This window comes from Streptomyces sp. NPDC048825 (genome assembly GCF_043198355.1).
Classification (GTDB): Bacteria; Actinomycetota; Actinomycetes; order Streptomycetales; family Streptomycetaceae; genus Streptomyces; species Streptomyces xiangluensis.
Window position 1 is genome coordinate 344,958 of record NZ_JBICUR010000006.1, and the last position, 24,743, is coordinate 369,700.

The 24,743-nt window shown below is 69.2% G+C and carries 28 protein-coding genes and 1 pseudogene; 18 read left to right on the forward strand and 11 right to left on the reverse strand.

The genetic code is table 11. The features are described from left to right. Positions 1–322: 322 nt before the first annotated feature. On the reverse strand, positions 323–865 hold the full coding sequence (locus tag ACGFNK_RS17885) for a DUF5134 domain-containing protein (RefSeq protein WP_393416827.1): 543 nt from the start codon (positions 863–865) through the stop codon (positions 323–325). Between the two features lie 213 nt (positions 866–1,078). Between ACGFNK_RS17885 and ACGFNK_RS17890 the strand changes: the two genes are divergently transcribed. The 6 genes from ACGFNK_RS17890 (at position 1,079) to ACGFNK_RS17915 (ending at position 8,037) form a co-directional block, all read left to right on the forward strand. After that, positions 1,079–1,609, forward strand: a complete 531-nt coding sequence (locus tag ACGFNK_RS17890; RefSeq protein ID WP_393416829.1) for a MarR family winged helix-turn-helix transcriptional regulator — start codon at positions 1,079–1,081, stop codon at positions 1,607–1,609. A 144-nt stretch (positions 1,610–1,753) separates the two neighbouring features. Next, positions 1,754–2,890 (forward strand): LacI family DNA-binding transcriptional regulator, encoded by a 1,137-nt coding sequence (locus ACGFNK_RS17895; protein ID WP_393416831.1) that lies wholly within the window; start codon positions 1,754–1,756, stop codon positions 2,888–2,890. 25 nt (positions 2,891–2,915) lie between these two features. Continuing rightward, entirely contained in the window at positions 2,916–4,160 is a 1,245-nt protein-coding gene (locus ACGFNK_RS17900) for an extracellular solute-binding protein (protein WP_393416833.1), read from the forward strand. Between the two features lie 20 nt (positions 4,161–4,180). After that, entirely contained in the window at positions 4,181–5,131 is a 951-nt protein-coding gene (locus ACGFNK_RS17905; protein WP_393416835.1) for a carbohydrate ABC transporter permease, read from the forward strand. Next, positions 5,128–5,955 carry a carbohydrate ABC transporter permease gene (locus ACGFNK_RS17910; RefSeq protein ID WP_386336535.1) on the forward strand — a complete coding sequence of 276 codons (828 nt, stop codon included), beginning with the start codon at positions 5,128–5,130 and terminating at the stop codon, positions 5,953–5,955. The genes ACGFNK_RS17905 and ACGFNK_RS17910 overlap by 4 nt, the downstream gene beginning before the upstream one ends. Positions 5,956–6,036: 81 nt before the next feature. Then, on the forward strand, positions 6,037–8,037 hold the full coding sequence (locus tag ACGFNK_RS17915; protein ID WP_393416838.1) for a TIM-barrel domain-containing protein: 2,001 nt from the start codon (positions 6,037–6,039) through the stop codon (positions 8,035–8,037). Positions 8,038–8,057: 20 nt separating this feature from the next. Here ACGFNK_RS17915 and ACGFNK_RS17920 read toward each other — a convergent pair whose 3' ends face one another. Then, complete coding sequence (locus tag ACGFNK_RS17920; protein ID WP_393416840.1) at positions 8,058–8,819, reverse strand: VOC family protein; 762 nt, start codon at positions 8,817–8,819, stop codon at positions 8,058–8,060. Positions 8,820–8,986: 167 nt separating this feature from the next. Between ACGFNK_RS17920 and ACGFNK_RS17925 the strand changes: the two genes are divergently transcribed. Then, positions 8,987–9,928 carry an N-acetyltransferase gene (locus tag ACGFNK_RS17925; protein WP_393416842.1) on the forward strand — a complete coding sequence of 314 codons (942 nt, stop codon included), beginning with the start codon at positions 8,987–8,989 and terminating at the stop codon, positions 9,926–9,928. Here ACGFNK_RS17925 and ACGFNK_RS17930 read toward each other — a convergent pair. After that, positions 9,904–10,953, reverse strand: coding sequence for a Ppx/GppA family phosphatase (locus ACGFNK_RS17930; protein ID WP_393416844.1), 1,050 nt, complete (start codon positions 10,951–10,953; stop codon positions 9,904–9,906). The genes ACGFNK_RS17925 and ACGFNK_RS17930 overlap by 25 nt on opposite strands. 141 nt (positions 10,954–11,094) lie before the next feature. Between ACGFNK_RS17930 and ACGFNK_RS17935 the strand changes: the two genes are divergently transcribed. Continuing rightward, positions 11,095–11,442, forward strand: coding sequence for a DUF6479 family protein (locus ACGFNK_RS17935; RefSeq protein WP_393416846.1), 348 nt, complete (start codon positions 11,095–11,097; stop codon positions 11,440–11,442). Between the two features lie 126 nt (positions 11,443–11,568). Then, positions 11,569–12,057, forward strand: a complete 489-nt coding sequence (locus ACGFNK_RS17940) for a flavin reductase family protein (protein ID WP_393416848.1) — start codon at positions 11,569–11,571, stop codon at positions 12,055–12,057. On the opposite strand, the gene ACGFNK_RS17945 is transcribed toward ACGFNK_RS17940, so the two are convergent. From ACGFNK_RS17945 to ACGFNK_RS17955, 3 genes are all read right to left on the reverse strand, one after another. Beyond that, positions 12,050–13,036 carry an SMP-30/gluconolactonase/LRE family protein gene (locus tag ACGFNK_RS17945; RefSeq protein ID WP_393416850.1) on the reverse strand — a complete coding sequence of 329 codons (987 nt, stop codon included), beginning with the start codon at positions 13,034–13,036 and terminating at the stop codon, positions 12,050–12,052. The two genes, ACGFNK_RS17940 and ACGFNK_RS17945, sit on opposite strands and share 8 nt — an antisense overlap. After that, the gene (locus ACGFNK_RS17950) at positions 13,033–13,248 is read right to left on the reverse strand and encodes a hypothetical protein (RefSeq protein ID WP_393416852.1); all 216 of its coding nucleotides are present in this window, start codon (positions 13,246–13,248) and stop codon (positions 13,033–13,035) included. Before ACGFNK_RS17950 ends, ACGFNK_RS17945 begins: the two co-directional genes overlap by 4 nt. 539 nt (positions 13,249–13,787) lie before the next feature. Then, entirely contained in the window at positions 13,788–14,030 is a 243-nt protein-coding gene (locus tag ACGFNK_RS17955; protein WP_344388458.1) for a Rho termination factor, read from the reverse strand. A gap of 61 nt (positions 14,031–14,091) precedes the next feature. Between ACGFNK_RS17955 and ACGFNK_RS17960 the strand changes: the two genes are divergently transcribed. Together ACGFNK_RS17960 and ACGFNK_RS17965 are read left to right on the forward strand one after the other, a co-directional pair. Further along, positions 14,092–15,057, forward strand: a complete 966-nt coding sequence (locus ACGFNK_RS17960; RefSeq protein WP_393416854.1) for an LLM class F420-dependent oxidoreductase — start codon at positions 14,092–14,094, stop codon at positions 15,055–15,057. A gap of 66 nt (positions 15,058–15,123) precedes the next feature. Beyond that, positions 15,124–15,495 (forward strand): VOC family protein, encoded by a 372-nt coding sequence (locus ACGFNK_RS17965; protein WP_393416856.1) that lies wholly within the window; start codon positions 15,124–15,126, stop codon positions 15,493–15,495. Between the two features lie 10 nt (positions 15,496–15,505). Here the strand turns inward: ACGFNK_RS17965 and ACGFNK_RS17970 are convergent, their stop codons facing one another. Continuing rightward, complete coding sequence (locus tag ACGFNK_RS17970; protein ID WP_393416858.1) at positions 15,506–15,892, reverse strand: VOC family protein; 387 nt, start codon at positions 15,890–15,892, stop codon at positions 15,506–15,508. Between the two features lie 71 nt (positions 15,893–15,963). Here ACGFNK_RS17970 and ACGFNK_RS17975 point away from each other — a divergent pair, with 71 nt between their 5' ends. Continuing rightward, positions 15,964–16,506, forward strand: a complete 543-nt coding sequence (locus tag ACGFNK_RS17975; RefSeq protein WP_393416859.1) for a GNAT family N-acetyltransferase — start codon at positions 15,964–15,966, stop codon at positions 16,504–16,506. 4 nt (positions 16,507–16,510) lie between these two features. Here ACGFNK_RS17975 and ACGFNK_RS17980 read toward each other — a convergent pair whose 3' ends face one another. Further along, entirely contained in the window at positions 16,511–17,194 is a 684-nt protein-coding gene (locus ACGFNK_RS17980) for a glycerophosphodiester phosphodiesterase family protein (protein WP_344388450.1), read from the reverse strand. 415 nt (positions 17,195–17,609) lie between these two features. Between ACGFNK_RS17980 and ACGFNK_RS17985 the strand changes: the two genes are divergently transcribed. The 3 genes from ACGFNK_RS17985 to ACGFNK_RS17995 are packed head-to-tail and all read left to right on the forward strand — an operon-like array spanning position 17,610 to position 20,892. Beyond that, positions 17,610–19,007 (forward strand): DUF6421 family protein, encoded by a 1,398-nt coding sequence (locus ACGFNK_RS17985; RefSeq protein ID WP_393416861.1) that lies wholly within the window; start codon positions 17,610–17,612, stop codon positions 19,005–19,007. 38 nt (positions 19,008–19,045) lie between these two features. Continuing rightward, positions 19,046–19,792 carry an SDR family oxidoreductase gene (locus ACGFNK_RS17990; RefSeq protein WP_386336675.1) on the forward strand — a complete coding sequence of 249 codons (747 nt, stop codon included), beginning with the start codon at positions 19,046–19,048 and terminating at the stop codon, positions 19,790–19,792. Further along, positions 19,789–20,892, forward strand: a complete 1,104-nt coding sequence (locus ACGFNK_RS17995) for a threonine aldolase family protein (protein WP_393416863.1) — start codon at positions 19,789–19,791, stop codon at positions 20,890–20,892. Before ACGFNK_RS17990 ends, ACGFNK_RS17995 begins: the two co-directional genes overlap by 4 nt. Here ACGFNK_RS17995 and ACGFNK_RS18000 read toward each other — a convergent pair. Both ACGFNK_RS18000 and ACGFNK_RS18005 read right to left on the reverse strand, forming a co-directional pair. Then, on the reverse strand, positions 20,879–21,124 hold the full coding sequence (locus tag ACGFNK_RS18000; RefSeq protein WP_165338154.1) for a helix-turn-helix transcriptional regulator: 246 nt from the start codon (positions 21,122–21,124) through the stop codon (positions 20,879–20,881). The two genes, ACGFNK_RS17995 and ACGFNK_RS18000, sit on opposite strands and share 14 nt — an antisense overlap. Next, the gene (locus ACGFNK_RS18005; protein ID WP_393416865.1) at positions 21,124–21,621 is read right to left on the reverse strand and encodes a DUF2975 domain-containing protein; all 498 of its coding nucleotides are present in this window, start codon (positions 21,619–21,621) and stop codon (positions 21,124–21,126) included. Before ACGFNK_RS18005 ends, ACGFNK_RS18000 begins: the two co-directional genes overlap by 1 nt. Positions 21,622–21,768: 147 nt before the next feature. On the opposite strand from ACGFNK_RS18005, the gene ACGFNK_RS18010 reads away from it, so the two are divergent. Next, positions 21,769–22,362, forward strand: a complete 594-nt coding sequence (locus tag ACGFNK_RS18010) for a transglutaminase domain-containing protein (protein ID WP_393416867.1) — start codon at positions 21,769–21,771, stop codon at positions 22,360–22,362. Positions 22,363–22,474: 112 nt separating this feature from the next. Here the strand turns inward: ACGFNK_RS18010 and ACGFNK_RS18015 are convergent, their stop codons facing one another. Further along, a complete protein-coding gene (locus tag ACGFNK_RS18015) occupies positions 22,475–23,203 on the reverse strand; it encodes a lysophospholipid acyltransferase family protein (RefSeq protein ID WP_393416869.1) in 729 nt (242 codons plus the stop codon). A gap of 212 nt (positions 23,204–23,415) precedes the next feature. On the opposite strand from ACGFNK_RS18015, the pseudogene ACGFNK_RS18020 reads away from it, so the two are divergent. Continuing rightward, a pseudogene (locus ACGFNK_RS18020) lies at positions 23,416–23,815 on the forward strand (TlpA family protein disulfide reductase). Between the two features lie 261 nt (positions 23,816–24,076). Further along, the gene (locus tag ACGFNK_RS18025; protein WP_393416871.1) at positions 24,077–24,586 is read left to right on the forward strand and encodes a flavin reductase family protein; all 510 of its coding nucleotides are present in this window, start codon (positions 24,077–24,079) and stop codon (positions 24,584–24,586) included. The last annotated feature ends 157 nt before the right edge of the window (positions 24,587–24,743 follow it).

A 24,743-nucleotide genomic window follows, 5' to 3' on the forward strand; every position in this document is an offset into this window, starting at 1 on the left:
CCCTCACCTGATTCCTCTGAGGATGCCCCGGTTTACAGGCCGGGGAGGAATCGGACTCCTGCGGAACAGGGCAGGGAACGACGTTTCGCCCTCAGGGCGAAAGACCGCCCACGCGGTCGGTAAGCTACCTGCCGTGCGTTGCGAGAACCAAGCGCGTACGCCGTGCTGATCGAGAGCCAAGACAGCACATGCACCTCCAGGCTTTGCGGTACGAACCCGGGCTGGTTTCAACCCGGCTGGTGTTGATCGTGGAAGACCTGTCGGGTCGCTGACCCGCAGGCGTCGTGAGCCAGGAATCCCCCTGCTTCAGCTGGGGGAGGATTCAAATGGTGAGCAGCATGGCCAGCATCCCGATCCCCATCGAGAGCCGGCAGGCCTGAGCCAGTTCCGGGCGATCGGCCAGTCCGGCCGTGCGGGCGCCTCGGGTGCCCCCTTCGGATCCGGCGACGGCGATGGGCACCAGGCGTGTCCCGGTCCACAGCACGTACCCGGTGAAGTACGCGAGGAGTGTCCCTGTCAGCACGGGCGGCCCCGAGTGTGTCCCGCCTGCCATCACCGCCGCCATGTAGACCATCGCGGACGCTCCCACCAGGTGGTGAAGGTGATGCCGGTCGGCCCGCGCCGCCCAGAGGGCCTGCAGCGCGGCTATACCGAACACGGCCGCGCAGGCGAGCCAGGCCCAGCGCGGGGGCGTCAGCACGGCGGCGGGCACGGCCATCGCGGCCATGCCGAATCCCATGAGGGCCTCACCGCCCGCCGTGCGCCGCTGCTCCTCGACGGAACTGCGCATCCGCAGCAGACAGTAGGCCCCGGTCGCCGCGCACAACGCGACGAGCAGCCAGAGCGCCGACACCGGTCCGTGCACCGCGCACCTCCCCGATCGACGGTGTTTCGGACAGTCCGGTCGAAGAGATGCCCTGGCCTGCTCGCGTGCACGCGAGCGCAGGGGGGTACTCGGGGAGCGTGCGGGGGTGCACCTGCCTCGGGAGCGGGTGGTGCGCGCCGGGCAGGCCGGACACCGTACGCTCGCAGCGACGGTACGACGGCAGGGACTGCGGGCACTCGGGGGCGCACAGGCATGACGACAGTGAACGGGCGGGCGATAGCGGGGGACACCGTCGCGGCGGTGGTACGGCAGTGGCGGACGGTCCGTCCCGACCTCGACACCCGACCCATAGAGATCATCGGCCGCATCAACCGTTGTGTCGCATTGCTCCAGCAGGCGGAGGACGCCCCGCTGCGCCATGCCGGCCTCACCCGCCCCGAGTACGAGCTGCTGGCCGCCCTGCGCCGCACCGGTCGTGAGCTGACCCCCAGTGAGCTGGCCCGGGAGACCTTCTCCTCGGGCGCCGCCGTCACCAAGCGGCTCAAGCAGCTGACCGGGCGCGGCCTCGTCGAGCGCCGCGGCGACAGCCGTGACCGGCGCGTCGCCCATCTGCGTCTCACGGACGCCGGACGTGAACTCGTCGACGAAATCGTCCCCGAACAACTCGCGTACGAAACGGCCGTCCTGTCCGGGCTCGACGCCTCGACGCAAGGCGAACTCGGCACGCTTCTCGGGGAGTTGCTGGGCCGGCTGGAAGAGCGGCTGGGCGCGCCGCGGGTCTGAGCGCTTCCGTCGCGTCAGAAACTTTTTGGTTACCGCCCGTTGACATGAGACCTATGTCACTCCTACGTTCGGCACGCCGGTTCGGAGAACCGGCTGACGTGCGAAATGCCGAACGACTCTGGGTGTGGGGGAGGTGTGTCCGCGGTGTCGAACCGGTTCGACGAGATGGCCGAAAGCAGCCGCACCTCGGCGCAGGCAGGCAGCGGCACCCCTGCGCCCAAAGGCAGTCGCATTCCCGTGAACAGCGGCAGCCCCACCCCCGTCAACATCGGCGAGATCGCCCGCCTCGCCGGTGTCTCGCGCAGCACGGTCTCGTACGCCCTGAGCGGCAAGCGGCCGATCTCGGAGCGGACCCGGCTGCGCATCCAGCAGGTCATCGACGAGCACGGCTTCCAGCCCAACGCCAGCGCCCGCGCCCTGGCCCACGGCCGCACCCAGACCATCGGCGTGGTGTTCCCGCCGGCCGGACGGCGCTACACCGACATGCAGCTCGACTTCCTCAGCGCGGTGATCGACGCCGCCGCCGCGCACGACCACGACGTACTGCTGTCCCGCAGCGGTGAGGGCTGGGACGAGGCCTTCAACCGGCTGGTGGGCCAACGCCGCGTGGACGGCGCGATCCTGATGGAGATACGCGTCCAGGACTCGCGGGTGGACCGGCTTCTCGGCACCGGGTTCCCCTTCGTCACCATGGGGCGGACCGCGGACCCCGACGCCCTGTCCTGGGTCGACATGGACTGGACGGAGCTCACCGCCCGCTGCGTACGGCATCTCGCCGAGCTCGGGCACCACAGGCTCGCCTTGGTGAACCGGCCGCGGGAGCTGTTCGCCGTGGGGTACGAGGCCGCGCACCGAGCCGTCGACGGCTTCCGGACCGCCGTCGCCGAACTCGGGCTGACCGGCGAGATCCACCACTGCGGGGACGACGCGGCCTCCGGCGAGGCGGTCGTCCGGGAACTCCTCGATCACGACCCGCTGACCACCGGGATCGTGGTCCTCAACGAGGCGGCGCTCGTGGGCCTGTACCGCGGGCTCGACCGGGCCGGACTGTCCGTGCCCGGCGATGTCTCGGTGACCGGCGTCGTCGGCGCCCGCTGGGCCGAGACGGTCACCCCGATGATGACCGGCTTCGACAACTCGTCGGACGTCATGGGCCGGCTGGCCGTGGACCTCCTGCTGGCACGACTGGAGGGCTCCTCGACGGCGAAGCCCCGGCAGCACCTGCTCACCCCCGAACTCACGGTCCGCGCGAGCACCGGCCCCGCGCAGACGCGCAGTTGATCCACGCACCCTCTGGGAGACGCACATGTCGAACCGGTTCGACCGCCGCTCGTTCATGCGGATATCGGGCTCTGGAGTTCTCGCCGCGGGCCTGGCCGGCCCGCTCACCGCCTGCGGCGGCTCGGAGAGCGGCTCGTCCGGCTCGAACGAGCTCGTCTGGTGGGACTACCTCGTCGAGGAGGCCCGCCAGCCCGGGATGAAGGCCCTCATCGCCGACATCGAGAAGCAGGTCGGCGTGAAGATCACCCGACGGACCTTCCCCTTCGCCGAGCTGGAGCCCGCGATCATCAAGGGCGCCGCCTCCGGGGACCTGCCGGACATCGCGATCGTCGACAACACCTCGATGAACTCCTTCGTCCCGCAGGGACTCCTCACCGACCTCACCGACCGTGTGAAGAAGTGGGGCCAGTCGAAGGCGTACTACGAGGGCCCGTGGAACAGCGGCGTCATCGACGGCAAGGCGTACTCCGTACCCAACAACTCCAACTGCCTCTGCCTGTACTACAACACCGAGATGCTCGAGGCCGCGGGCGTCGAACCCCCGAAGACCTGGGACGAGCTCGCCGAGGCGGCGAAGAAGCTCACCAAGGGCGACACGTTCGGGTTCGCCATGAGCGCGATCAAGACCGAGGAGGGTGTCTTCCAGTTCGAGCCCTTCCTGTGGTCCACAGGCGGCGACCTGGACACCTTCGGCACCGACGGCGCCAAGGCGCTCGGGTTCCTCAAGGAGTTGGTGGACGCGGGTTCGCTGTCGAAGCAGTGCGTGGGCTGGACGCAACAGGACGCCAACAACCAGTTCGTGTCGGGCCGTGCGGCCATGCAGATCAACGGGCCCTGGCAACTGCCCGCCCTGCAGGACCAGACGAAGGTCAAGTGGGGTGTCGTCCCGATTCCCGTCGACAAGGAGCCGGCGAGCTGCCTCGGCGGTGAGAACTGGGTGATCCTCAAGACCAGCGGCAAGGCCGACCAGTGCTGGGAGGCCATCGTGCGCAGCCAGGAGAAGACGGTCCTGACCAAGTACCTCGACGGGCTCGGCCTGTTGCCCGCCCGCTCCGACATGGCCGACGCGGGCAAGTGGGCCACCGACCCCACCCTGAAGGTCTTCGTGCAGGAATTCGCCAACGCCCGCCCCCGCTCCTACGGCCCGAACTACCCGCAGTTGTCGCAGGCGATGGCCGAGGCCCTCCAGGCGTCCCTCACGGGCAGCTCCAGCCCGCAGTCCGCCGCGCGGAAGGCCGCGTCCGCCATCACGCCCAAGCTGCAGAAGTAGGGCAGGGAATGAGCCTTCAGGTGAAAGCTCGCGAGCCGCTGAAGGCGGTGGAGAAGACGGAGACCGCGCGGCGCGGCCGTTCACTGGCGGTGCGCCGCACGCGGGCCGGGTACGTCATGTCGGCGCCGGCCCTGCTGTTCCTCGGCGCGACCATGCTCTTCCCGCTCGCCTACAACTTCTGGACGTCCGTCCACGACGTCGCCATCGGCGATCTCCTCACCGGAGACTGGCAGTTCAGCGGCGCCGACAACTACGACAGCGTCGCCTCCGAGGGCGCCTTCTGGCACGCGGTGCGCATCTCGCTGGTGTTCACGGCCGGCTCGCTGTTCTTCCAGTTCACGATCGGCTTCGCGCTGGCGCTGCTGTTCGTGAAGACGTTCCCGCTCGCGGGCCTGTTCCGCTCGCTGATGCTGGTGGCCTGGCTGCTGCCGCCGATCGTCAGCGGCACCCTCTTCCGCTGGATGCTCGACGCCGACGCAGGTGCGTACAACGAACTCCTGCGCCTCGTCGGCCTCGACTCCCTCGCCCACAACTGGCTGACCGACCCCAGCACCGCCCTGCCCGGCGTCATCGCCGCCAACATCTGGGTGGGCGTGCCCTTCAACATGCTGCTGCTCCTGGTCGGCCTGCAGTCCATCGACCCGACGCTCTACGAGGCGGCCGAAATCGACGGCGCCGGACCGTGGCAGCGGCTGCGGCACATCACCGTCCCGATGATGAAGCCGGTCTCGGCGGCCGTGCTGCTGCTCGGCCTCATCTACACCTTCAAGGTCTTCGACCTGGTCTTCGTCCTCACCGGCGGCGGGCCCGTCGACAGTACGAGAGTCCTGCCGCTGTACGTGTACGAGATCGCCTTCAAACTCTTCCAGCTCGGCCGGGGCGCGGCCGCGGGCACGCTCCTGCTGGTCATCCCGCTGATCGTCGCCATCGTCTACGTACGGCGCCTGCGCAAGGAAGGAGCCGCCTCATGACCCGTACCAAACGGCCCTGGCTGCTCACGCTCGTCGCGGGCGTCATCACGGCCTTCTTCCTGCTGCCGCTGTACTGGATGATCGCCACCTCGCTGAAGAAGCCCGACCAGGTGCTCGTCTCGCCGCCGCAGTGGATCCCCTCGCCGTTCACCGGCGACAGCTACTCGCGGGCCCTCGACAAGCCGATGCTCGGCCAGGCGCTGCTCAACAGCGTCGTCATCTCGCTGGGCGTGGTGGCGCTGACACTGCTGCTCGCGGTGCCCCTGACGTACGCGGTCGCCCGGATCCGGATGCGGGGCTCCGGCGCGATGATCCTTTCGCTGCTGGTGGCGCAGTTGCTGCCGAGCATCGTGCTGGCCGCGCCGCTGTTCATCGTGCTGCGGCAGGTGGAGCTGACGAACACCCTCATCGGCCTGGTGATCGCCGATACGACGCTGACGCTGCCCTTCGCGGTCATCGTGCTGCGGCCACTGGTGCGGGCCATGCCCGTCGAGGTGGAGGAGGCGGCGCTGGTCGACGGCTGCGGCCTGCCGGGGGTGCTGTGGCGGGTCGTGCTGCCCGTGATGCGGCCGGGACTGATCGCGATCGGCGGCTTCTCGTTCCTGCTCGGCTGGGGCGAGTTCGTCTTCGGGATCACGCTGAACAGTGATCCGAAGGTGCAGCCGGTGACCGTCCTGCTCAACACCTTCGTCGGCCAGACGGGTACCGACTGGGGGCCGCTCATGGCGGTCGCCACGCTCGTCAGCATCCCCGTGGTATGCGTCTTCGCGATGCTCCAGCGCTACATCGTCGGCGGCCTGACCGCCGGCAGCGTCAAATCCTGAGACCGCTCCTGAGACCCGTCCTGAGATCCACCACAACTCCCTCAGCGACTGAAGTAGCTCCGCCCGTACGCAAGGAGATCCATGCCCGTCTTCCGTGTGCTCGACGAGGCCCTGGAGGTGCGGCACCGGCACGAGGTGCTGCGTGTCGAGGCCTGGGGCACGGACAGTGCCCGCGTCCGGGTCGCCCAGTACCGCATCCCCACGGACAGCGTCGGCGCCCTCGACACGGCGCCGGAGCACAGCGGCACCGTGACCGTCGGCGCCGAGAAGACCACGGCCCAACTGGTCAACGGCGAGCTGACCGTCACGGTCGCCTTCCACGGCGCCGAGTCACAGCTGACCTTCACCCGCACCAGCACCGGCGAGGAACTGCTCGCCGAGCAGCCGGAACACCCATGGGCCCCGGGCGCCCGGGAGTTCAAGGGCAACCGGTCCGGCGCGTACGAGATCCACCAGAGGTTCGCGGCGTACGAGGGCGAGCGGCTCTACGGTCTCGGCCAGCACACCCACGGCCGCCTCGACCACAAGGGCTTGCGGCTCGACCTCGTCCAGCGCAACGGCGAAGTGTCCATCCCCTTTGCGCTCTCCAGCCGGGGATACGGCTTCCTGTGGAATCAACCCGCCCTCGGCCGGGTCGAGTTCGCCGAGAACGCCACCCGCTGGACCGCCGACCAGGCCCGCGGAATCGACTACTGGATCACGGCCGCGCCCACCCCCCGCGACATCCTCGCCCGGTACGCCGACGCCACCGGCCACGCACCCGAACTCCCCGACTGGGCCAGCGGCTTCTGGCAGTGCAAGCTCCGCTACCGCACCCAGAACGAACTCCTGGCCGTGGCCCGCGAGCACAAGAGACGCGGACTGCCCATGTCCGTCATCGTCACCGACTACTTCCACTGGTCGGCGATGGGCGACTACCGCTTCGACTCCGACGAATGGCCCGACCCCCAGGCCATGGTCGACGAACTCGCCGAACTCGGCATCGAGTTGATGGTCTCCATCTGGCCCACGGTGTCACCCCTGTCGGAGAACTACGAGGACTTCCGCGACCGCGGTCTGCTCCTCGGCTCCGACCAGGGCGCCGAAGTGCACCACCTGGTCCAGGACAAGGGCATGGCGGCCCGCATGCAGGTCTCCGTCTACGACCCGACCAACCCCGAGACCCGCGCGTACGTCTGGGACCTGATCCGGCGAAACTACCTCGACCTGGGCATCCGCGTCTTCTGGCTGGACGCCTGCGAGCCCGAACTCGACCCGGCCCACCACGAGAACACGACGTTGTACGCGGGTCCCGGCGCCCAGACCGTCAACGTCTACCCCCGCGACAACGCCCGCCTCTTCGCCGAGGGCATGGCCGCCGCCGGACAGCCCGGCACCGTCCTGGTGTCCCGCTCTGCCTGGGCGGGCGCCCAGAGGTACGGAGCGGCTGTCTGGTCCGGCGACATCCCCGCGACCTGGGACTCTTTGCGTGCACAGGTGCGGGCGGGACTGTCCGTCGCCGTCTCCGGCATCCCCTGGTGGACCACCGACATCGGCGGTTTCCACGGCGGCGACCCGGATGATCCGGCGTACCGCGAACTGATGATCCGCTGGTTCCAGTACGGCGTCTTCTGCCCCCTCTTCCGCCTGCACGGCGACCGCGAACCCCGTATGCCCTGGGGATACGCGCAGACCGGCGGCCCCAACGAGGTCTGGTCGTACGGCGAGGAGGCGTACGGGATTCTGAAGGAACAGCTCTTCCTGCGCGAACGGCTGCGGCCCTACCTCCACGAGCAGATGCGGGTCGCGGCGGCCGACGGTGTGCCGCCCATGCGGCCGCTCTTCGTCGACTTCCCACAGGACGAGGCGAGTTGGGCCGTAGAGGACCAGTTCCTCTTCGGCCCGGACATCCTCGTCGCACCGATCACGGAACCGGGCGCGCGGAGCCGCGAGGTGTACCTCCCCGCGGGCCGCACCTGGACCGACGCCTGGACGGGCGACGCGTACGACGGGGGCCGGACGCTCACCGTCGAGGCGCCGATCGAACGCATTCCTGTCTTCACGACTCGGGGAGCCGAGCTGCCCCTCAAGGAGGGCGAGTGATGCGCCGGTAGCGGCCAGGCCTATTCCTCGCCTGCGGTGTAGAGACCGAACATCGCCCCCTGCGGATCCCGTGGCACGGCGATGCGCCTGCCGTCCCCGACCGTGGTGGGTTCCATCAGGAGGGTGCCGCCGGCGTCGGTGCAGTCCTGCGCGGTCCTGTCGACGTCCTCGACGGCGAAGTAGGGCAGCCAGTGGGACGGCACCTCGTGCGGGAACTTGTCGCCCATCTCCACCATGCCGCCGAAGTCGGATCCCTCGATGCCCCATTGCGTGTACGACTCCGAGGCGTGGACCGTCCAGCCGAACACCGAGGTGTAGAAGGCGGTCACCGCCACGGGGTCGCGCGTCATCAACTCGACCCAGCCGAGCGAGCCCGGCGCGTTGAACAGTCCCGCACCGGAGAAGGACCGCGCCTGCCACAGCTGGAAGGCCGAGCCGCCCGGATCGGTCACCACCGCGAAACGGCCCAGGTCGAACACGTCCATCGGCTCCAGGAGGACTTCACCGCCCGCGGCCCGTACGGCCGCCACGGCCACGTCCGCGTCGGGCACCCAGAACGACACGTTCCAGGCGATGGGCTGCGACTCCTGGTACAGCGGGGTCAGCGCCGCGACCGGGGCGTCGTCGAGGTGCGCGATGGTGTAGCCGCCCGCCTCCTGACGCGGATCCGTCTCCGGGCGCCAGCCGAAGATGTTGGTGTAGAACCGCTTGGCCGCCTCCAGATCACTGGTCCCCAGCTCGGTCCAGCAGGGCCCGCCGGGCACCGCCTTGTCCAACTTCATGGCTGTCCTTCCGCCGGAAGCGCTTCTCCCAGCACGCTAGACCCGGCCCTGCGGTCTCGGCCATCCGACGGAAACCCCATCGCGAGCGGGCCCCAAGCGGCGTACCCTCAGCGTCGTACCGCACCTCATGGCGGCCTCCTCACGCTCATCTCCCCGGAGGTCCCCGCATGTCCGCGCTCAAGGTGCGCCCCTTCCACCGCGACGACCGCGATCAACTCACCGAGCTCGTAAATGCTCATGTCGCCGCCGTCGTCCCCGGTGTCTCCGTCTCCGTGAACACCGTGCTGAGCGAACTCCAGCGTCAGCCCGACGAGTTGATCACCGACCCGTGGGTGGCCGAGCGGGTCACCCTCGTCGCCGAGCAGCGCCAGTACGTGGTGGCCGGCGCGCATCTGCTGCGCTACCGCGCCGACGCCGAGGTCGGCGAGGACTACCGGGACGCCGGCGAGATCAACTGGTTCGTCTGCCATCCGACCGCCTCCTTCTGGCCGGACTCCGAGGACGCCGCCGAACTGCTGATGGCTGCCTGCGTCGCCCAGCTCGCCCGCTGGAACGTCCGCGTGCGGTATGCCGACGGCGCCCTGCCCGCCCCCGCCGTGTACGGCGTGCCCCGGCCCTGGCCGCACATCCGCGCCGCATACGAACGGGCCGGCTTCCGGCACACGGGCGGAACGGAGGTCATCCTGATCGCCGAGGTGGCCGATCTGCCGTCGCTGACGCCGCTTCCCGGTGTTTCCGTCGACCGCACACTCGGCGAGTGCGGCACCCGCTTCACGGCACGGACAGACCGGCAGGCTCTCGGCTTCATCGAGATCGACACCGCCCTGAGCCGCCCTGAGCGCCACGCCCGAAGCGGTGGCCTCGCCGACATCGGCAACCTCCACATCGCGCAGCCGCTCGACGGCCTGGACTCCTGGCTCCTCGCCCAGGCCGCCCACTGGCTGCGCCTCTGTGGAGTGGAGCGGCTCCTCGGGTACGAGACCTCCGAGGACACGGAGGCGATCGGACGCCTGGCCGCCGCCGGGTTCCATGAGCTGACCCGCACGGATCGCGGCTGGGTGCACCGGCCGACCCGTTCGGGCAACTATCCGGCCCCTCCCGGCAGGTGAGCGCCGGCTGTCGCGGCGTCGTCCCCGCCGACGGGGTGCAGCACCCGTGGGGGCACCGCCTCATGCCCGCGAAGGGAGGGAGCTGTGCCGTCCCACCAGTCGGCGTTGCCGTCCTCGATACAGCGGAGCAGGACGCCCTCTCGCAGCGCCCAGGGGCAGATGGTCACCTCGTCGATGCCCATCAGCTTCATGGTGGTGTGCGCGACGATCGCCCCGGCCAGGGACTGACCGGCGCGGGCGGCGGAGATGCCCGGCAGAGCGGCGCGTTCCGCGGCCGACAGCTCCGCGAGCCGGCCTGTGGCCCGGCGCAGGTCGGCACGGGTCATGCCGCGTGGTGTGAAGGGCCCTGACCGGCCCGGCGGCGCCCCGCACAGCCGGCCCAGCTGCTGGAACGTACGCGAGGTGGCGACGGTCGTACGCGGCGCCTCCCAGCGTATGCGAGCTGCGACATCGCGCAGTTGGTGGCGCACATGGCGGCGGAGCGCCCTGGTCCTGCGCTCCGACGGCGGATCCTGACCGCGGAAGAACTCGCGGGTGAGCCGGTTGGCCCCCAGCGGCAGCGAGATCGCGAAGTCCGGCAGCTTGCTGCGGCCGAACGCCACCTCCAGCGAGCCGCCCCCGATGTCCAGCATGGCCAGCGGTCCCGCACGCCAGCCCATCCACCGCCGCGCGGCCAGGAACGTCAGCTCGGCCTCGACCTCGCCGGGCAGGATGTGCAGCGGCACCCCCGACTCCGCGGCGACCTGTCGCAGGATCTCCGCGCGGTTCGGGGCGTCCCGCACGATCGCGGTGGCGAAGGCGAAGGGCCGCCTGACACCCCACCGTCTGCCCTCGTCCCGGGCGGCCGTGACGGCATCGACGAGACGGGCCACCTGCTCGTCCGGCAGGTGGCCGCCACGCTCGACGTGCTCCGAGAGTCTCAGCCGCCGTTTCGCGGTGTGCACGGGCAGTGGAACAGCGCCGTGCGTCTCCGCGATGACCAGCCGTACCGTGTTCGAGCCGACATCAAGCACTCCCATACGCATTTCTTCCCAGTACCCGGGGTGGCGTCCGCCATGCCGTGGGCACGCGCGCGCCCGCGTGCGCGCCCCCAGAAGGGCCGCGGGGAACCGTTTCAGCTGGTCCCCCGGGGTACACGAGGGAATATGGACACCTTCGGCAGAGGTTTGGCCATCCCTCACGAGATCGCCGCAGGGGCGATCCCCTTCGCGTTGGGGGTGGTGATCGCGTCGATGCTGATCCTTGCGGTGTGGTTGGGCATGCGCGTGCGTTCCCGGGAACCCGAGCCGCCGCGTCCGGAGGACCAGCCCCATCTCCCGGAATCCGGTCCCGTCCACGAGATCCGCGAGATGCGCGAGCCCGACGAGATGCCGCATGACGGCGGCTTCCTCACCCCGCACGAGCTGCGGGGCTTCGGCAACATCCGCTCGCACACCGCGAAGGACCAGAGGCCGCCGCGGTGGAGCCCGAACAGCAGCGGCGGGTTCGGCAGCGGCAGCCCCGGACACCACTGAGGGTCGCCGGCCGGTCCACGAAGGGGCGGGGCTTGTGACGGAGCCCCGTCCCGTCGAGGGCTGGCCCGGGCGACCCGGCCGGGTGGGGCTCTGGGCGCAGGCGTCAGCAGTAGGGAGTGGATGGCCGTGACCGCCATGCAGTCGTTCGTCGACCGGCTCGACCACCCCGTATTCGTGGTGACCGTCGTGGCCGACGGGGAGCAAGCCGGCTGCATGGTGACCTTCGCCTCGCCGTGCTCGATCAAGCCGGCCCGTTTCATGGTCTGGTTGTCGACGCTGAACCGTACCTACCGGGTGGCGCGGTCCGCCGATCACCTCGCCGTACATCTGCTCGGGCGCGATCAGCACGTCCTCGCGGAACTGTTCGGCGGCGAGACCGGCGACCGCGCGGACAAGTTCGCCCGCACGCACTGGACGCCGGGCCCCGGCGGCGTTCCCGTACTGGACGACACGCTCGCCTGGTTCGTCGGCCGGGTCGAAGGGCACGTCGACGCGGGCGATCACATCGGCTTCCTCCTCAGCCCTGTCACGGGCGAGGCACAGGAGCCGACGGAGCGGGAACCGTTGTGCCTGAGCGATGTCGCCGACATCACCGCCGGGCACCCGGTCAGCTGAGCCCAGGCACTTCGCACACGGCGACCGCGTCCTCCAGGAGGCTGCCGAGGACCAGGGCTCCGTCGCGTGCGTACACGCTGGTCACCATCCGGTAGCCCGCCCTGAGCCGCCTGAGGTCGTGGCAGACGCCCCCGTCGGGGCCGATGCCCATGACGCGCGCGACCGGCAGCGGGCGGATACGCAGGGGGCGTACGGCCCGCCAGACCGCCCGGCGAACCTGGACCGGCGCGTGTCGCAGCCAGTCGACGGGTGCTTGCCGCGGACCGGCCAGGGCGACCCAGATCGTCCCGTCCGCGCCACGCGAGAGGTTGTCCGGGAAGCCCGGGAGGTTCTCGATCAGGGTGTCGCGGCGCCCGGCCCGCGGGCCGGACAGCCACAGCCGGGTCAGGCGGTAGGCGCCGGTCTCGGCCACCACGACACAGGACTCGTTCTCCGACAGGACGACTCCGTTGGCGAAGTCGAGGCCGTCCAGCAGGACTTCCGGCGTGCTCTCGTCGGGCCGGAGCCGGAACAGCCGGCCGGTCGCCGTGTGTTCCATGAGATCGCCGAGCCAGTCCTGAAGGCCGTATCGCGTGCTGGAGGCGGTGAAGTACACGGTGCCGTCCGCCGCCGCTGTCGCGTTGCTGCAGAACCGCAACGGCCCTCCGTCCACGAAGTCCACGAGAACCTCGACCTTGCCTTCACCGGAGCCGCCGGGACCGCCGGAGCCGGGAGTGACGCGCAGCAGTCCGCGCTCCGCGTCACACACCAACAACCGCCCGTCCCGCAGGACTTCGAGCCCCAGAGGCCGCCCTCCGGTACGGGCGATCTGCTCCACCCGGGCGGGACCGTGGATGTGGACGCGCAGGATGCGACCGTCCTCGATGCCCGTGACCACACGGCCTTCGTGGTCGAGGACCACGTCCTCCGGGCCCGTACCACCGAGCAGGATCTGACGCGGGGACGGCAGCGGCCAAGGAGAGCTTCGGCGCGGTGTCATGAAGCGCGTTGTGCCCGGACGCAGCGCCTCAACTCCTCGGCGTAGGGCAGCGCGACACCGGCACCGATCACCACGCCCAGACCCAGCAGGTACGGGGCGGACAGCGGCCTTTCCTTGGGCAGCAGCTTCCAGTCGTCGCGGCCGGGACCGCCCCGCAGCGTCCCACGCACCTGATCCGCGTGCCGGCAGCCGATGAGGGCGAGCCTCGCCACAAGGGCGTTGGCAGTCGCTCGCAGAATCGTGTGCGCGAAGTCGAGTTAGCTCGATCGTGTGATGGTCGGCTCGCTGGCTTGCGGCGCTGTGGGCCGACCGGGTTAACGTGATCGTGCGATCTGGGACGCCGGGTACGGCGCCTGGGGGCACCCCCAGCGGTAGCGGGGGGAGTGCGGGGCCCCCGCTCCACCGGAGGATGGTTCGGGGCCTCCCCGTCGCCTCTGGCCGTGTCCAACTGGCCAGGTCGCGTAGGGAACTGGCCTCCCGGGATCGGACCACGCACGGGATGCGTGTCGCCGCCCCGGGGTTGAGTACGCCGGGGACCAGTGCGCCCAAGACCGTTCGGGGCGTGCGGCTGATCGGGCTTGCTCCCGCGCAGTCTTCAGGAACGGTTGATTCGGGCCAGCAGGCCCATGGTGACCGGGACTCCGGCCTCGGCCACCATACGAGGATGAGGCGTGTTACCCGGTCCGGTACCCGGCACCGGCCGGGCACACTCACCATCGGCTGTTGCACTGGGCTTGCACCGGCCTCGGTGTCAGCGGTTCCGCAGCGCCTTGATCAGCTCGTCCTTCGACATCGAGGAACGGCCCTTGATGCCTACCTTCTTGGCTTCCTCGTAGACGTCCGACTTCGACTGTTCCTCGTACTTGCCGCGCTTGCCGCCCTTGCGGGAGGAGGACGTCGGGCTGTTGGCGATCCGCGCCGCCTTCTCCTTGCCCGCACCCTCACGGCGCAGCGACTGATACGTCTTCTCGTCCTTGATCTGCGGCCTGGGCATCGAAATCCCTTCCTTCCTCGAGGGCACGTTTCGGGTACCCCCGACCGGCCACCCGGAACGCATGGTGCGAATCGGATACACGATGATGACCGAGCAGGCCGGCCCCCGTGAGCTCGTACGGCATGTGGTGGCCGCGGAGCAGGCCGGATTCGACTTCTCCGTCACCTCGGACCACTACTTCCCGTGGCTCGAGGAACAGGGCCACGCCCCGTACGCGTGGAGCGTGCTCGGCGCCGCGGCGCAGGCCACGTCCACGATTCCCCTCATGACGTACGTGACCTGCCCGACGACCCGTTATCACCCCGCGGTCGTCGCGCAGAAGGCTGCCACGACGCAGTTGCTCGCCGAGGGCCGCTTCCGGCTCGGGCTGGGCTCCGGCGAGAACCTCAACGAGCATGTGGTGGGCGGCGGTTGGCCCGCCGCGCACATCCGTCTGGGCGTGCTGGAAGAGGCCGTGGAGATCATCCGCGCGCTGTTCGCCGGTGAGACCCTGAACCACCACGGCGAGCACTTCGACGTGGTGAACGCCAAGCTGTACGACGTCCCCGACGAACCGACCCCGATCGGCATCGCCGCCTCGGGCGAGCACTCCTGCGCACTCGCCGGCCGGCTGGCCGACCTGCTGATCGCCACCGAGCCCAAGTCCGAGCTGGTGGACTCCTTCGACCGTCACGGCGGAACGGGCAAGCCCAGGGTGGGCCAACTCCCCGTCTGCTACGACCCCGACAAGGACGCCGCCGTCGCCCGGGCCCACGAACAGTTCCGCTGGTCGCTCGGCGGCTGGCCGGTCAACGCCGAACTCCCCGGCCCCGCGAACTTCGACGCGGTCACCGAGAACGTACGCCCCGAGGACGTCGCCCAGACCATCCCGTGCGGTGACGACGTCGACACCTTCGTCGAGGCCGTACGCCCCTACGTCACCGCGGGCTTCACGGAAATAGCTCTCGTCCAGGTCGGCGGCGACCACCAGCAGCCGTTCCTGGACTGGGCGGAGAAAGAGCTGCTGCCGGCGCTGAAGGAGCTCTGAAGGAGCTCTGAAGGAGACCCGCTTCGTGAGACCCCTGCGAGACCCGAGCGAAAGGACCTACCCACCATGGCCATCGCCGAGTACCGCCTCGTAGCCCTGGACTGCCCGGATCCCCCGGCCCTCGCCACCTTCTACGCGGGTGTGCTCGGCGGTGAGGTGAAGCAGTACGACGACGACTGGTACGACCTCTACGTGCCCGGCGGCCACCACATCTCGTTCCAGCGCGCTCCCGGCTACCGCCCGCCCGACTGGCCGCGCGCCGACGACAACTCCCAGCAGATGCATCTGGACTTCACCGTCCCGGACATCGACACCGCCGAGACCCAGGTACTGGCCCTCGGCGCCACCCCACTCGACCTGGACGACGAGAACGGCCGCCGACGCTTCCGCGTGTACGCGGATCCGGTGGGTCATCCGTTCTGCCTGTGCTGGGACTGACGAGGGAGCCTTACGGCCGATACCGCAGCGGATGGTCCGCGGGCACCTCCACCACCGCGATCTCGGTCCCGTCCGGGTCAGTGAGCCACATCTCGATCAAACCCCACGGTTCCTTGACCGGAGGCCGCACGATCTCGACGCCCCGAGCCGTCAGCTCCTCGTACGCGGCTGCCGCGTCCGCCACCTGGAGCCACAGCTTGACCGCGGGGGAGGGAGGTTGGGCGGAGCGGCCGGCGACTTCCAGAAAGCCGCCGCCGAGGAAGTAGACGGTGCCGCGTTCGGGGCCGGTGCCGAACTCGCGGTAGACGGCGAGGCCCAGTTGCTCGCCGTAGAAGGCGCGGGAGCGCTCGGGGTCGGTCGGGCGGAGCAGGGTCCGGCTGCTCAGTACATGCACCATGGAGTCGCACCCTAGTGGGAGGGTTACGCTCGGCGGTGCCCGAGCCGCGCCGAGATCGGAGAACCCCTTCCATGGACACCGCCGCCTCCACCGGACTGACCTTCCGTGATGCCACGGACGCCGACGTCGACTCCCTTGTCGCGCTGATCGAGTCGGCCTACCGCGGGGACTCCAGCCGGGCCGGCTGGACCACCGAGGCGGACATCCTGGAGGGGCAGCGGACGGACCCGGAGGGTGTGCGCGAGGTCATCAAGTCGCCCGACAGCCGGCTGCGCGTCGTCGAGCGCGACGGCACCCTGATCGCCTGTTGCCAGCTCGAACACCGCGGGGATCACGCCTACTTCGGCATGTTCGCGGTCAGCCCGGCGCAGCAGGGCGGGGGCCTCGGCAAGGTGATCCTCGCCGAGGCCGAGCGGTACGCACACGAGATCTGGGGCGCCGCGGAGATGCACATGACCGTGATCTCCGTACGAAACGACCTCATCGCCTGGTACGAGCGGCGCGGCTACCGCCGTACGGGACAGATGACGCCCTTCCCGTACGGCGACGAGCGGTTCGGCATCCCGCAGCGCGACGACCTGCAGTTCGAGCTGCTGGTGAAGCAGCTCGCATGAACGGCTAGGCCGTGAAGCGCCCGGTGCGTTTGATCTCCGGGTAGTCGGTGGTCGCGCCGTCCAGCTCCAGGGCGCGTACCAACCGCAGATGGTCCTGTGTGTTCACCACCCAGCCGATGATCCGCAGATCCGCCTTGCGCGCGCACTCGACGATCTCCAGGGTGAGCCGCCGGATGTTCAGTACGACACTGGTGGCGCCGACCGCGGTGGCGCGCTCGACGACATCGGTGCCGTACCGACTGGCGACCAGCCCGGTGCGTACGCCCGGGACGAGCCGGGCGATCTCGGCGATCGCTTCGTCGTGGAAGGACAGCACCTCGACCCGGCCGGACAGATCCCGCCGGTGCATGACCTCGGCGAGCGCCTGAGCCGCCGCGACGTCCTTGATCTCGGCCTGGAGCGGAGCCGTGACGGCGTCCAGGACCTCCTCGAAGACCGGGATGCGCTCACCGCGGCCCGCGTCCAGCGCGCGCAGCTCCGCGAGGGTCTGCTCGGCGATCGGCCCCGAACCGTCGGTCGTACGGTCCACGTCGGCGTCGTGCATGACGACCAGCGCGCCGTCCTTGCTCAGATGCAGATCGAGTTCGATCACGTCTAGGCCTGCCTGCTCGGCGGCGACGAAGGAACGAAGGGTGTTCTCGGGTTCGACACCCATGATTCCGCGGTGACCGATGGTGAGGAAGTTCAAGGCTGACTCCGCTTCCGTCGACGGCGGCTCGGCTGCCGCGCGCTGCGGTCCCGTGCCCACGCGGCCAGGCGGCAGCCTAATCGCCCGGCTCGGCGATGGACCCGGTCCGAACGCGAGGAATCGCGCCTTCCAGCCGCCGGTCAGAACGCCGTGCAGCCGTCCGGACGCAGCCTGTCGCGGCACCCCGGCTCACCCCTGGGTGGGCGAGTCCCCAAGTGGGTTGACGGACCATGCGCCGATCACCCCCGCTGCTACCCGGGAAGCGGTGGAAGTAATCGCCGAAACGGTATCTCGCAGGAAAAAGAGCGGTGACGTCGGGGTGAAGCAGGACGATTTCCCGGACCTCCACTTGTGACAGGGAACCCCGCATGCATACGGTGTGCGTACGCGAGTTTCTCCCGTGGAGGATGGGGTCATGACGGAAATTCTTGTGCAAGTGGGTGCGGAGGAGCAGGTTCCTCCCGGTGGCAGGGTGGTGGAGCACCCGGCTTGGCCCGTGCTCAAGGATGCCGTGGAGCGGATCCGGCCATGGCAGTCCAAGGACGGCTCGATCGACTTCGAAGCCGAGGGCGCCCCCGATCCCGGCGACGCCCATCGCGCCGTACGTCGTGTCGTGGACGCCGTCGAGGCGCTCGCCCCGCTGCTGCCGCACGACGCCGCCTACCACAAGGCGCTGGCCGGCGACCTGCACCGCTGGGCCGACGACGGCTTCAAGGTGCCCGACTTCCTCGACTCACTGCTGGCCTTCCAGCCCGCAGCCGACCGCCGGGACGGCCTCCAGCACCTGGTCGTCTTCCCGATGTACACACAGAACGGCAATCCGAACCGCAACCTCGAAGCCCTCGTTCTGCGCATGGTCTGGCCGGACTGGCTCGCCGAACTGGAGCGCACCCGCTACGACAACCCGCTGTTCTGCGGCATCACCTTCGAGGACTTCACCTCGGGTTATGACACCAACTCGGCCGTCCTCTTCCCGGAGACCATCGCCGTGCGAGAGGCCCCCGAGCGGTTCAGCTGGGGTGGCATCTTCTGTGACCGTGAGGCCGCCCGGTTCCGCCGGGTCACCGAGGCCGCCGTCGGCATTCTCGGGCTCGAGCTTCCCGACGACGTCCGCGACATGGTCGCCGACCAGGACCGCTGCCAGCAGGCCTTCGTCCTGTGGGACATGGTCCACGACCGTACCCACAGCCATGGCGATCTGCCTTTCGACCCGTTCATGATCAAGCAGCGTCAGCCCTTCTGGATGTACGGCCTGGAGGAGCTGCGCTGCGACCTCACCGCCTTCAAGGAGGCTGTGAAGCTGGAGGCCGACGGCGTCCCGCAGGGCCGTGACGTCCAGTACGCGGTGCTGTTCGACCGGATGTTCCGCTTCCCGGTCACCGGAGAGCGTGTCCGCAACTACGACGGCCTCGGTGGCCAGCTGCTCTTCGCGTACCTGCACAAGCACGATGTCGTCCGCTGGACCGACAACAAGCTGTCCATCGACTGGCAGCGCGCCCCGCAGGTCACCAACGAGCTGTGCGCCGAGATCGAGAAGCTGTACCGCGACGGCATCGACCGTCCGAAGCTGGTCCACTGGTTCGCCGGCTACGAACTGGTCTCCACCTACCTCGCCCCGCACCCGGGCTCCAAGTGGGCCAAGGGCCCGGACGCCCTGGATCTGAGCCAGCCGCCGCGAAAACTCGTCGATGACGTGCTTCCGGACGAGTTTCCGCTGAGCATGTTCTATGAAGCACTCTCCAAGAAGCTCAAGAACGTGATCGCCTCCACCAAGGGCATCACCGCGGAGAGCGCCGAGCGGGTCGCCGCGTGAGCGACGTCGCCATCAACATTGCTCAGGAGGCGAGGACCATGGGGAACGGGGCGCTCGACGGCGCGGTGATCGCGGTGGCCGGTGCTGGTGGTCCGGCCGGCCGGGCCGCGCTGATGCGGCTCGCCGAGGCGGGAGCGGTCGTCATCGGCTCCGACAACGATCCGGAGCGGCTCGCGGAGGCTGTGGACGCGGCGAGCTACGGACATGGCGGCGCGACCGTCATCGGGGACACGGTCGACCTGCTCGACCGGCAGTCGGCCCAGGAGTGGGCCACCCGCGTCGAGAAGGACTTCGGCCGCGTCGACGGCCTGGTCCACCTCGTCGGCGGCTGGCGCGGCAGCGAGACCTTCACCAGGACGAGCCTCGACGACTGGGACTTCCTCGAGATGCTCCTCATCCGTACCGTGGCGCACACCTCCCTCGCCTTCCACGAGGCCTTGCAGCGCAGCGATCGCGGCCGGTACGTCCTGATCAGCGCAGCGGGGGCGAGCAAGCCCACCGCGGGCAACGCCGCCTACGCCGCCGCGAAGGCCGCCGCCGAGGCCTGGACACTGGCTCTGGCCGACTACTTCCGCAAGGCCGGGGGCGAGGCCGGGCCCACGTCGGCGGCTGCGATCCTGGTCGTGAAGGCGTTGGTGCACGACGCGATGCGCGCCGAGCGCCCCAACGCGAAGTTCGCGGGCTTCACGGACGTCAAGGACCTGGCCGATGCCATCGCCGACGTCTGGGAGCAGCCCGCCGCCGAAGTGAACGGACAGCGTCTGTGGCTGACAAAGAAGCCGTGAACCCTCCGAAGACCGACGCGCGGCGTCATCACGACCCGGAGGTCCGTGGCTTCGCCAGCGACAACTACGCGGGGGTCCATCCCGAGGTGCTCGCCGCCCTGGCCCTGGCCAACGGCGGTCACCAGGTCTCGTACGGCGAGGACGCGTACACCGACCACCTCCAGCAGGTGATGCGCAGTCACTTCGGGGCGACGGCCGAGGCGTTCCCCGTCTTCAACGGGACGGGCGCCAACGTCGTGGCACTCCAGGCCCTCACGGACCGCTGGGGCGCGGTGATCTGCGCGGAAAGCGCGCACATCAACGTCGACGAGGGCGGCGCACCCGAGCGCATGGGCGGTCTCAAGCTGCTGACGGTGCCCACCCCCGACGGCAAGCTCACGCCGGAGCTGATCGACCGGCAGGCGTACGGCTGGGAGGACGAGCACCGCGCGATGCCGCAGGTCGTCTCGATCACCCAGAACACCGAACTGGGCACCGTCTACACGCCCGAGGAGATCCGTGCGATCTGCGAGCACGCTCACGCCCGCGGCATGAAGGTGCACCTCGACGGGGCCCGGATCGCCAACGCCGCCGTCTCCCTGAACGTCCCGATGCGGACGTTCACCAACGCAGTCGGCGTGGACGTCCTGTCCTTCGGCGGCACCAAGAACGGCGCGCTGTTCGGCGAGGCCGTCGTCGTCCTCAACCAGGACGCTGTCAGCCATATGAAGCACCTGCGCAAGCTGTCGATGCAGCTCGCCTCCAAGATGCGCTTCGTTTCCGTGCAGTTGGAGGCGCTGCTCGCCAAGGACCTGTGGCTGCGCAACGCCCGTCACTCCAACGAGATGGCCCAGCGCCTCGCCGAGGGCGTTCGCGCGGTGCACGGCGTCGAGATCCTCCACCCCGTCCAGGCCAACGCGGTCTTCGCCCGGCTGCCCCACGACGTGAGCGAACGCCTCCAGAAGCGGTACCGCTTCTACTTCTGGGACGAGCCGGCAGGCGACGTCCGCTGGATGTGCTCCTTCGACACGACGGAGGACGACGTCGACGGATTCGTGGCGGCACTGAAGGAGGAGATGGCGCGCCAGGACGTCCGGGGGCCCACCTTCACCGACGGCTGACCTCGCCCGTCCGGGCCTCCTCGGCGTCCTCCGCCTCCCAGCGCAGCAGGTCTCCAGGCTGACACTCGAGCACCTCGCAGAGCGCGGCAAGGGTAGTGAAGCGCACCGCCTTGGCGCGTCCGTTCTTGAGCACCGCCAGGTTGGCCGGCGTGATCCCGACGCGGTCCGCGAGCTCGCCCACGGACATCTTCCGCCTGGCCAGCATCACATCGATGTCGACGGCGATCGGCATCAGATCACCTCCGCCAGCTCGGCCTGCATCCGCGTCGCCTCGACGTCGCGCGCGACGGCCTGGGCGAGCAGCATCCGCAGCAAGAGCACGATGAACGCGACCCCCAGGATCGCCACGACGACCCCGCCGATCAGGAGGACGATGCCCGGCGCGACGGCTTCGCCCGGCGCCAGGAGGACCCCGAGCGCGAACACCAGGAGCGCGGCGGCCACCATCGCGCCGGTCACGACGTCCACGTACCGGAAGGCGGCGGGGGAGAAGACCGTTCCGCGCCGCACCATCGTCACCAGCCGCCACACGCAGACCAGAACAACCTGGACCGTCACGATGCCCAGCACGATGATCACGAGGAGCGCGGCCGGCGGGTACGCGAGATCCGAGTCGACACCTTCCAGATCGCGGCCCAACAGCGGCACCATCACAGCCTGAACGAACACCGAGCCGGCGAGCAACACCACGATCACGGCACGCAGCGCATGCACTGTCAGCTTTCCCATCGCTTCTCCCTCGATCGAACCGCGATGGGAATCTATCGATATTCGATAGCAATGGCAAGTGGATCCGATGGGGACATCTTGCATAGATATGCGCTACCCGGAAAAATAATTGACTCTCTGCTTGTCGCGTTCCTATGCTCTGCGGGCATGGAGCCGATCCAGGAAACGCCTGACCTGTCCGCCTACTTGGCCGCCGACGAGGTCATAGACCACCATCATCCGCTCGTACGGGAGACGGCGGCGCGCCTTGCGTCGACGGTTGCCGACTCGTATGGCTATGCGCGAGCGGCGTACGAGTTCATCCGGGACGCCATCCCGCACTCGGCCGACAGCGGTGACTCGCGTGTCACCTGGCGCGCCTCGGACGTCCTGGAGCAGAAAACCGGCATCTGCCACGCCAAAGCCCACGCACTGGCCGCGCTGCTGCGCGCCGAGGACATCCCTACGGCGCTGTGCTACCAGTCACTGATGCATGACGACGGCAGTGCGCTCTGCGTTCACGGTCTCATCGCCGTGCGGTTCAACGGGGCATGGCACCGGCAGGACTGCCGCGGCAACAAGCCGGGGGTCGACGCACAGTTCTCGCTCGAGGGTGAACGCCTGGCCTGGGTGCCCGACCCCAAGTCCGGTGAGATGGACTACTCACTTCTGTATGCCGAGCCTCACCCTGCTGTTCTGCACGCCCTCAAGGCCGCCCCCGACCGGGAGTACCTGTGGAAGACGCTCCCCACCACACTCTGAGGCAGCGTCCAGACAGCCGGGAGTACCCGGGAGTGGTGCGAACTTGTAGGAGCTCCGCGGGAGTTCAGCCCTGGCTCGCGAAGGCAGCCGTGCATGCCCGGGTCGACGTGTGTCAGCGCGCCTCGGCGGCCTTGACCTCTTCGGGGGTCGGAGCGGTGCCGCCGAGATGGGCCGGCATCCACCAGGTGTCGTTCGGGTCCTTGGGGCGTACGGGGTAGGCGCGCTGGGCTGCTTCCAGGAGTTCCTGGACGCGCTCGCGCACTTGGCGGGTGATCGCGCCCGCGTACTTGTCGCGGGAGGCTTCGATCGCCTCGCCCACCCGGATGGTGATCGGGATGTGGCTGCGCTTGAAGTTCTTCGGGTGGCCCTTGGTCCACAGCCGCTGCGTACCCCACAGGGCCATCGGGATCAGGGGGACACCGGCCTCCTGGGCCATGCGCGCGGCACCCGACTTGAAGCTCTTCAGCGTGAACGACTGCGAGATGGTGGCCTCGGGGAAAACCCCGACGATTTCACCGGAACGCAGCGAGTCCAGCGCATGCGCGTACGCCGCCTCGCCGTTGTTGCGGTCCACCGGAATGTGCTTCATGTTGCGCATCAGCGGGCCGGAGATCTTGTGCCGGAACACCGACTCCTTCGCCATGAAGCGGACGAGGCGCTTCTGCGGCAGGGCGGCGAGACCGTCGAAGATGAAGTCGAGGTAGCTGATGTGATTGCTCACCAGCACCGCACCGCCCGAGCGCGGGATGTTCTCCGAGCCCTTGCAGTCGATCTTCAGGTCCCAGGCCTTGAACAGGGTGCGGGCGAGACCGATGGCGGGACGGTAGGCAAGCTCAGCCATGAACGGAGTGGACCCTTCTCTCTGCCTGGGAAGGGGGGCTCCCGGCGGGAAGTTACGCAGCCGTAGGTTTACGGCATTGCGCAGATCGTGCCCGAAGAACGGACGAGTAGCCAGTCCTCGTTCCTCCGAACCGCGAGATTCTCGTCACTTCGGGGGACAGCCCGACTCCAGTGGGCCGGGAATCTTCAGGCTTTCATAAGTGCTGAAGAGGCGTGGTGCTCGCGGTGGCAGGTGAGTGCGGACTGCCGCATCGGCAGCGGAAGCAAGAGGGTGAATGTGCGCGGGATCGACGGCAAAAGGCGGCTCGGCGCGGCCGAGTTGGGGGAGAACCTCGGTGAACGGGCCACTCTGGTCCAGTTCTCGAGCGCCTTCTGCGCGCCCTGCCGGGCGACCCGCAGGGTGCTCGCCGAAGTGGCCGGAATCGTCCCGGGAGTGACCCACGTCGAGATCGACGCCGAGGACCACCTGGATCTCGTACGCGAACTCGACATCCTCAAGACCCCGACCGTGCTGGTGCTCGACGCGGAGGGGCGCGTTGTCCGGCGCGCCACCGGACAACCCCGTAAGGCGGACGTGATCGCAGCGCTGGGAGAGGCCGTTGGAACGCCCTGACGGCAGGGGCACCTGCCCCGTGGCGATGCCGGTGACGCATCTCCCAGATGCTGGAACGCACTTGACTGCACGCACCACACATCGTGAGCCTGGCCCTGTGCACCCGGAACTCCTTCTCTACGAGCGCATCCATGTGGACCTCGGCCGCACCGCGAGCGCGCGCTGTCCGGGCTGTTGAGCAGCAGCCCGCGACCGTCACCCCACTCTCGGCTTCGCTCGAACGGGGGGACCCGACGTAACGCCCCCCAGAAGGAAAACTCCATGACGGCCCTGCCCGGCCTCAGCACCCCTCAACTCGCCTCTCCCGCCCTGCTCCGCTCCGTCTTCCGGCAGCATGCGGCCGGAGTGGCCGTGATCACCGCCCAGAGCGGCGGCGGCCCGGTCGGCTTCACCGCCACCTCGCTCACCTCCGTCTCCGCCGAGCCCCCGATGATCTCCTTCGGCGTCGGCACGCGTGCCTCCAGCTGGCCGGTGATCTCCGAGACGGAGTACGTCGGTGTCCACATACTCGGCGAGCACCAGCGAGAGCTGGCCGACACCTTCGCCCGCAGCGGCGCCGACCGTTTCGGCGCGCCCACCGGCTGGCGTGAGGGCCCCGAGGGTGTGCCCGTACTCGACGACGTGCTGGCCTGGCTCGTATGCCGGATCGTCGCGCGCGTACCCGCGGGGGACCACCGCCTGATCCTCGCCGAGGTCGTCCTCGGTGATCCCAGCGGTGCCGGGCGCCCGCTGCTCTACCACCAGGGGCGCTTCAACGGTCTGCGTGACTGAGGGGCCGGTTTGTGCGCGAGCGTCGGGTTCCGATTACGCTGCGTTGCAAAAGTCACAGTTCAAAGCGCTTGCTTAGCGGGCAAGAACTGGGTGTACTGGCGAGTAATATTTGGTTCGGAGCGCAGGCCGCCCCAACAGGGACGGGCTGCTTGAGGCG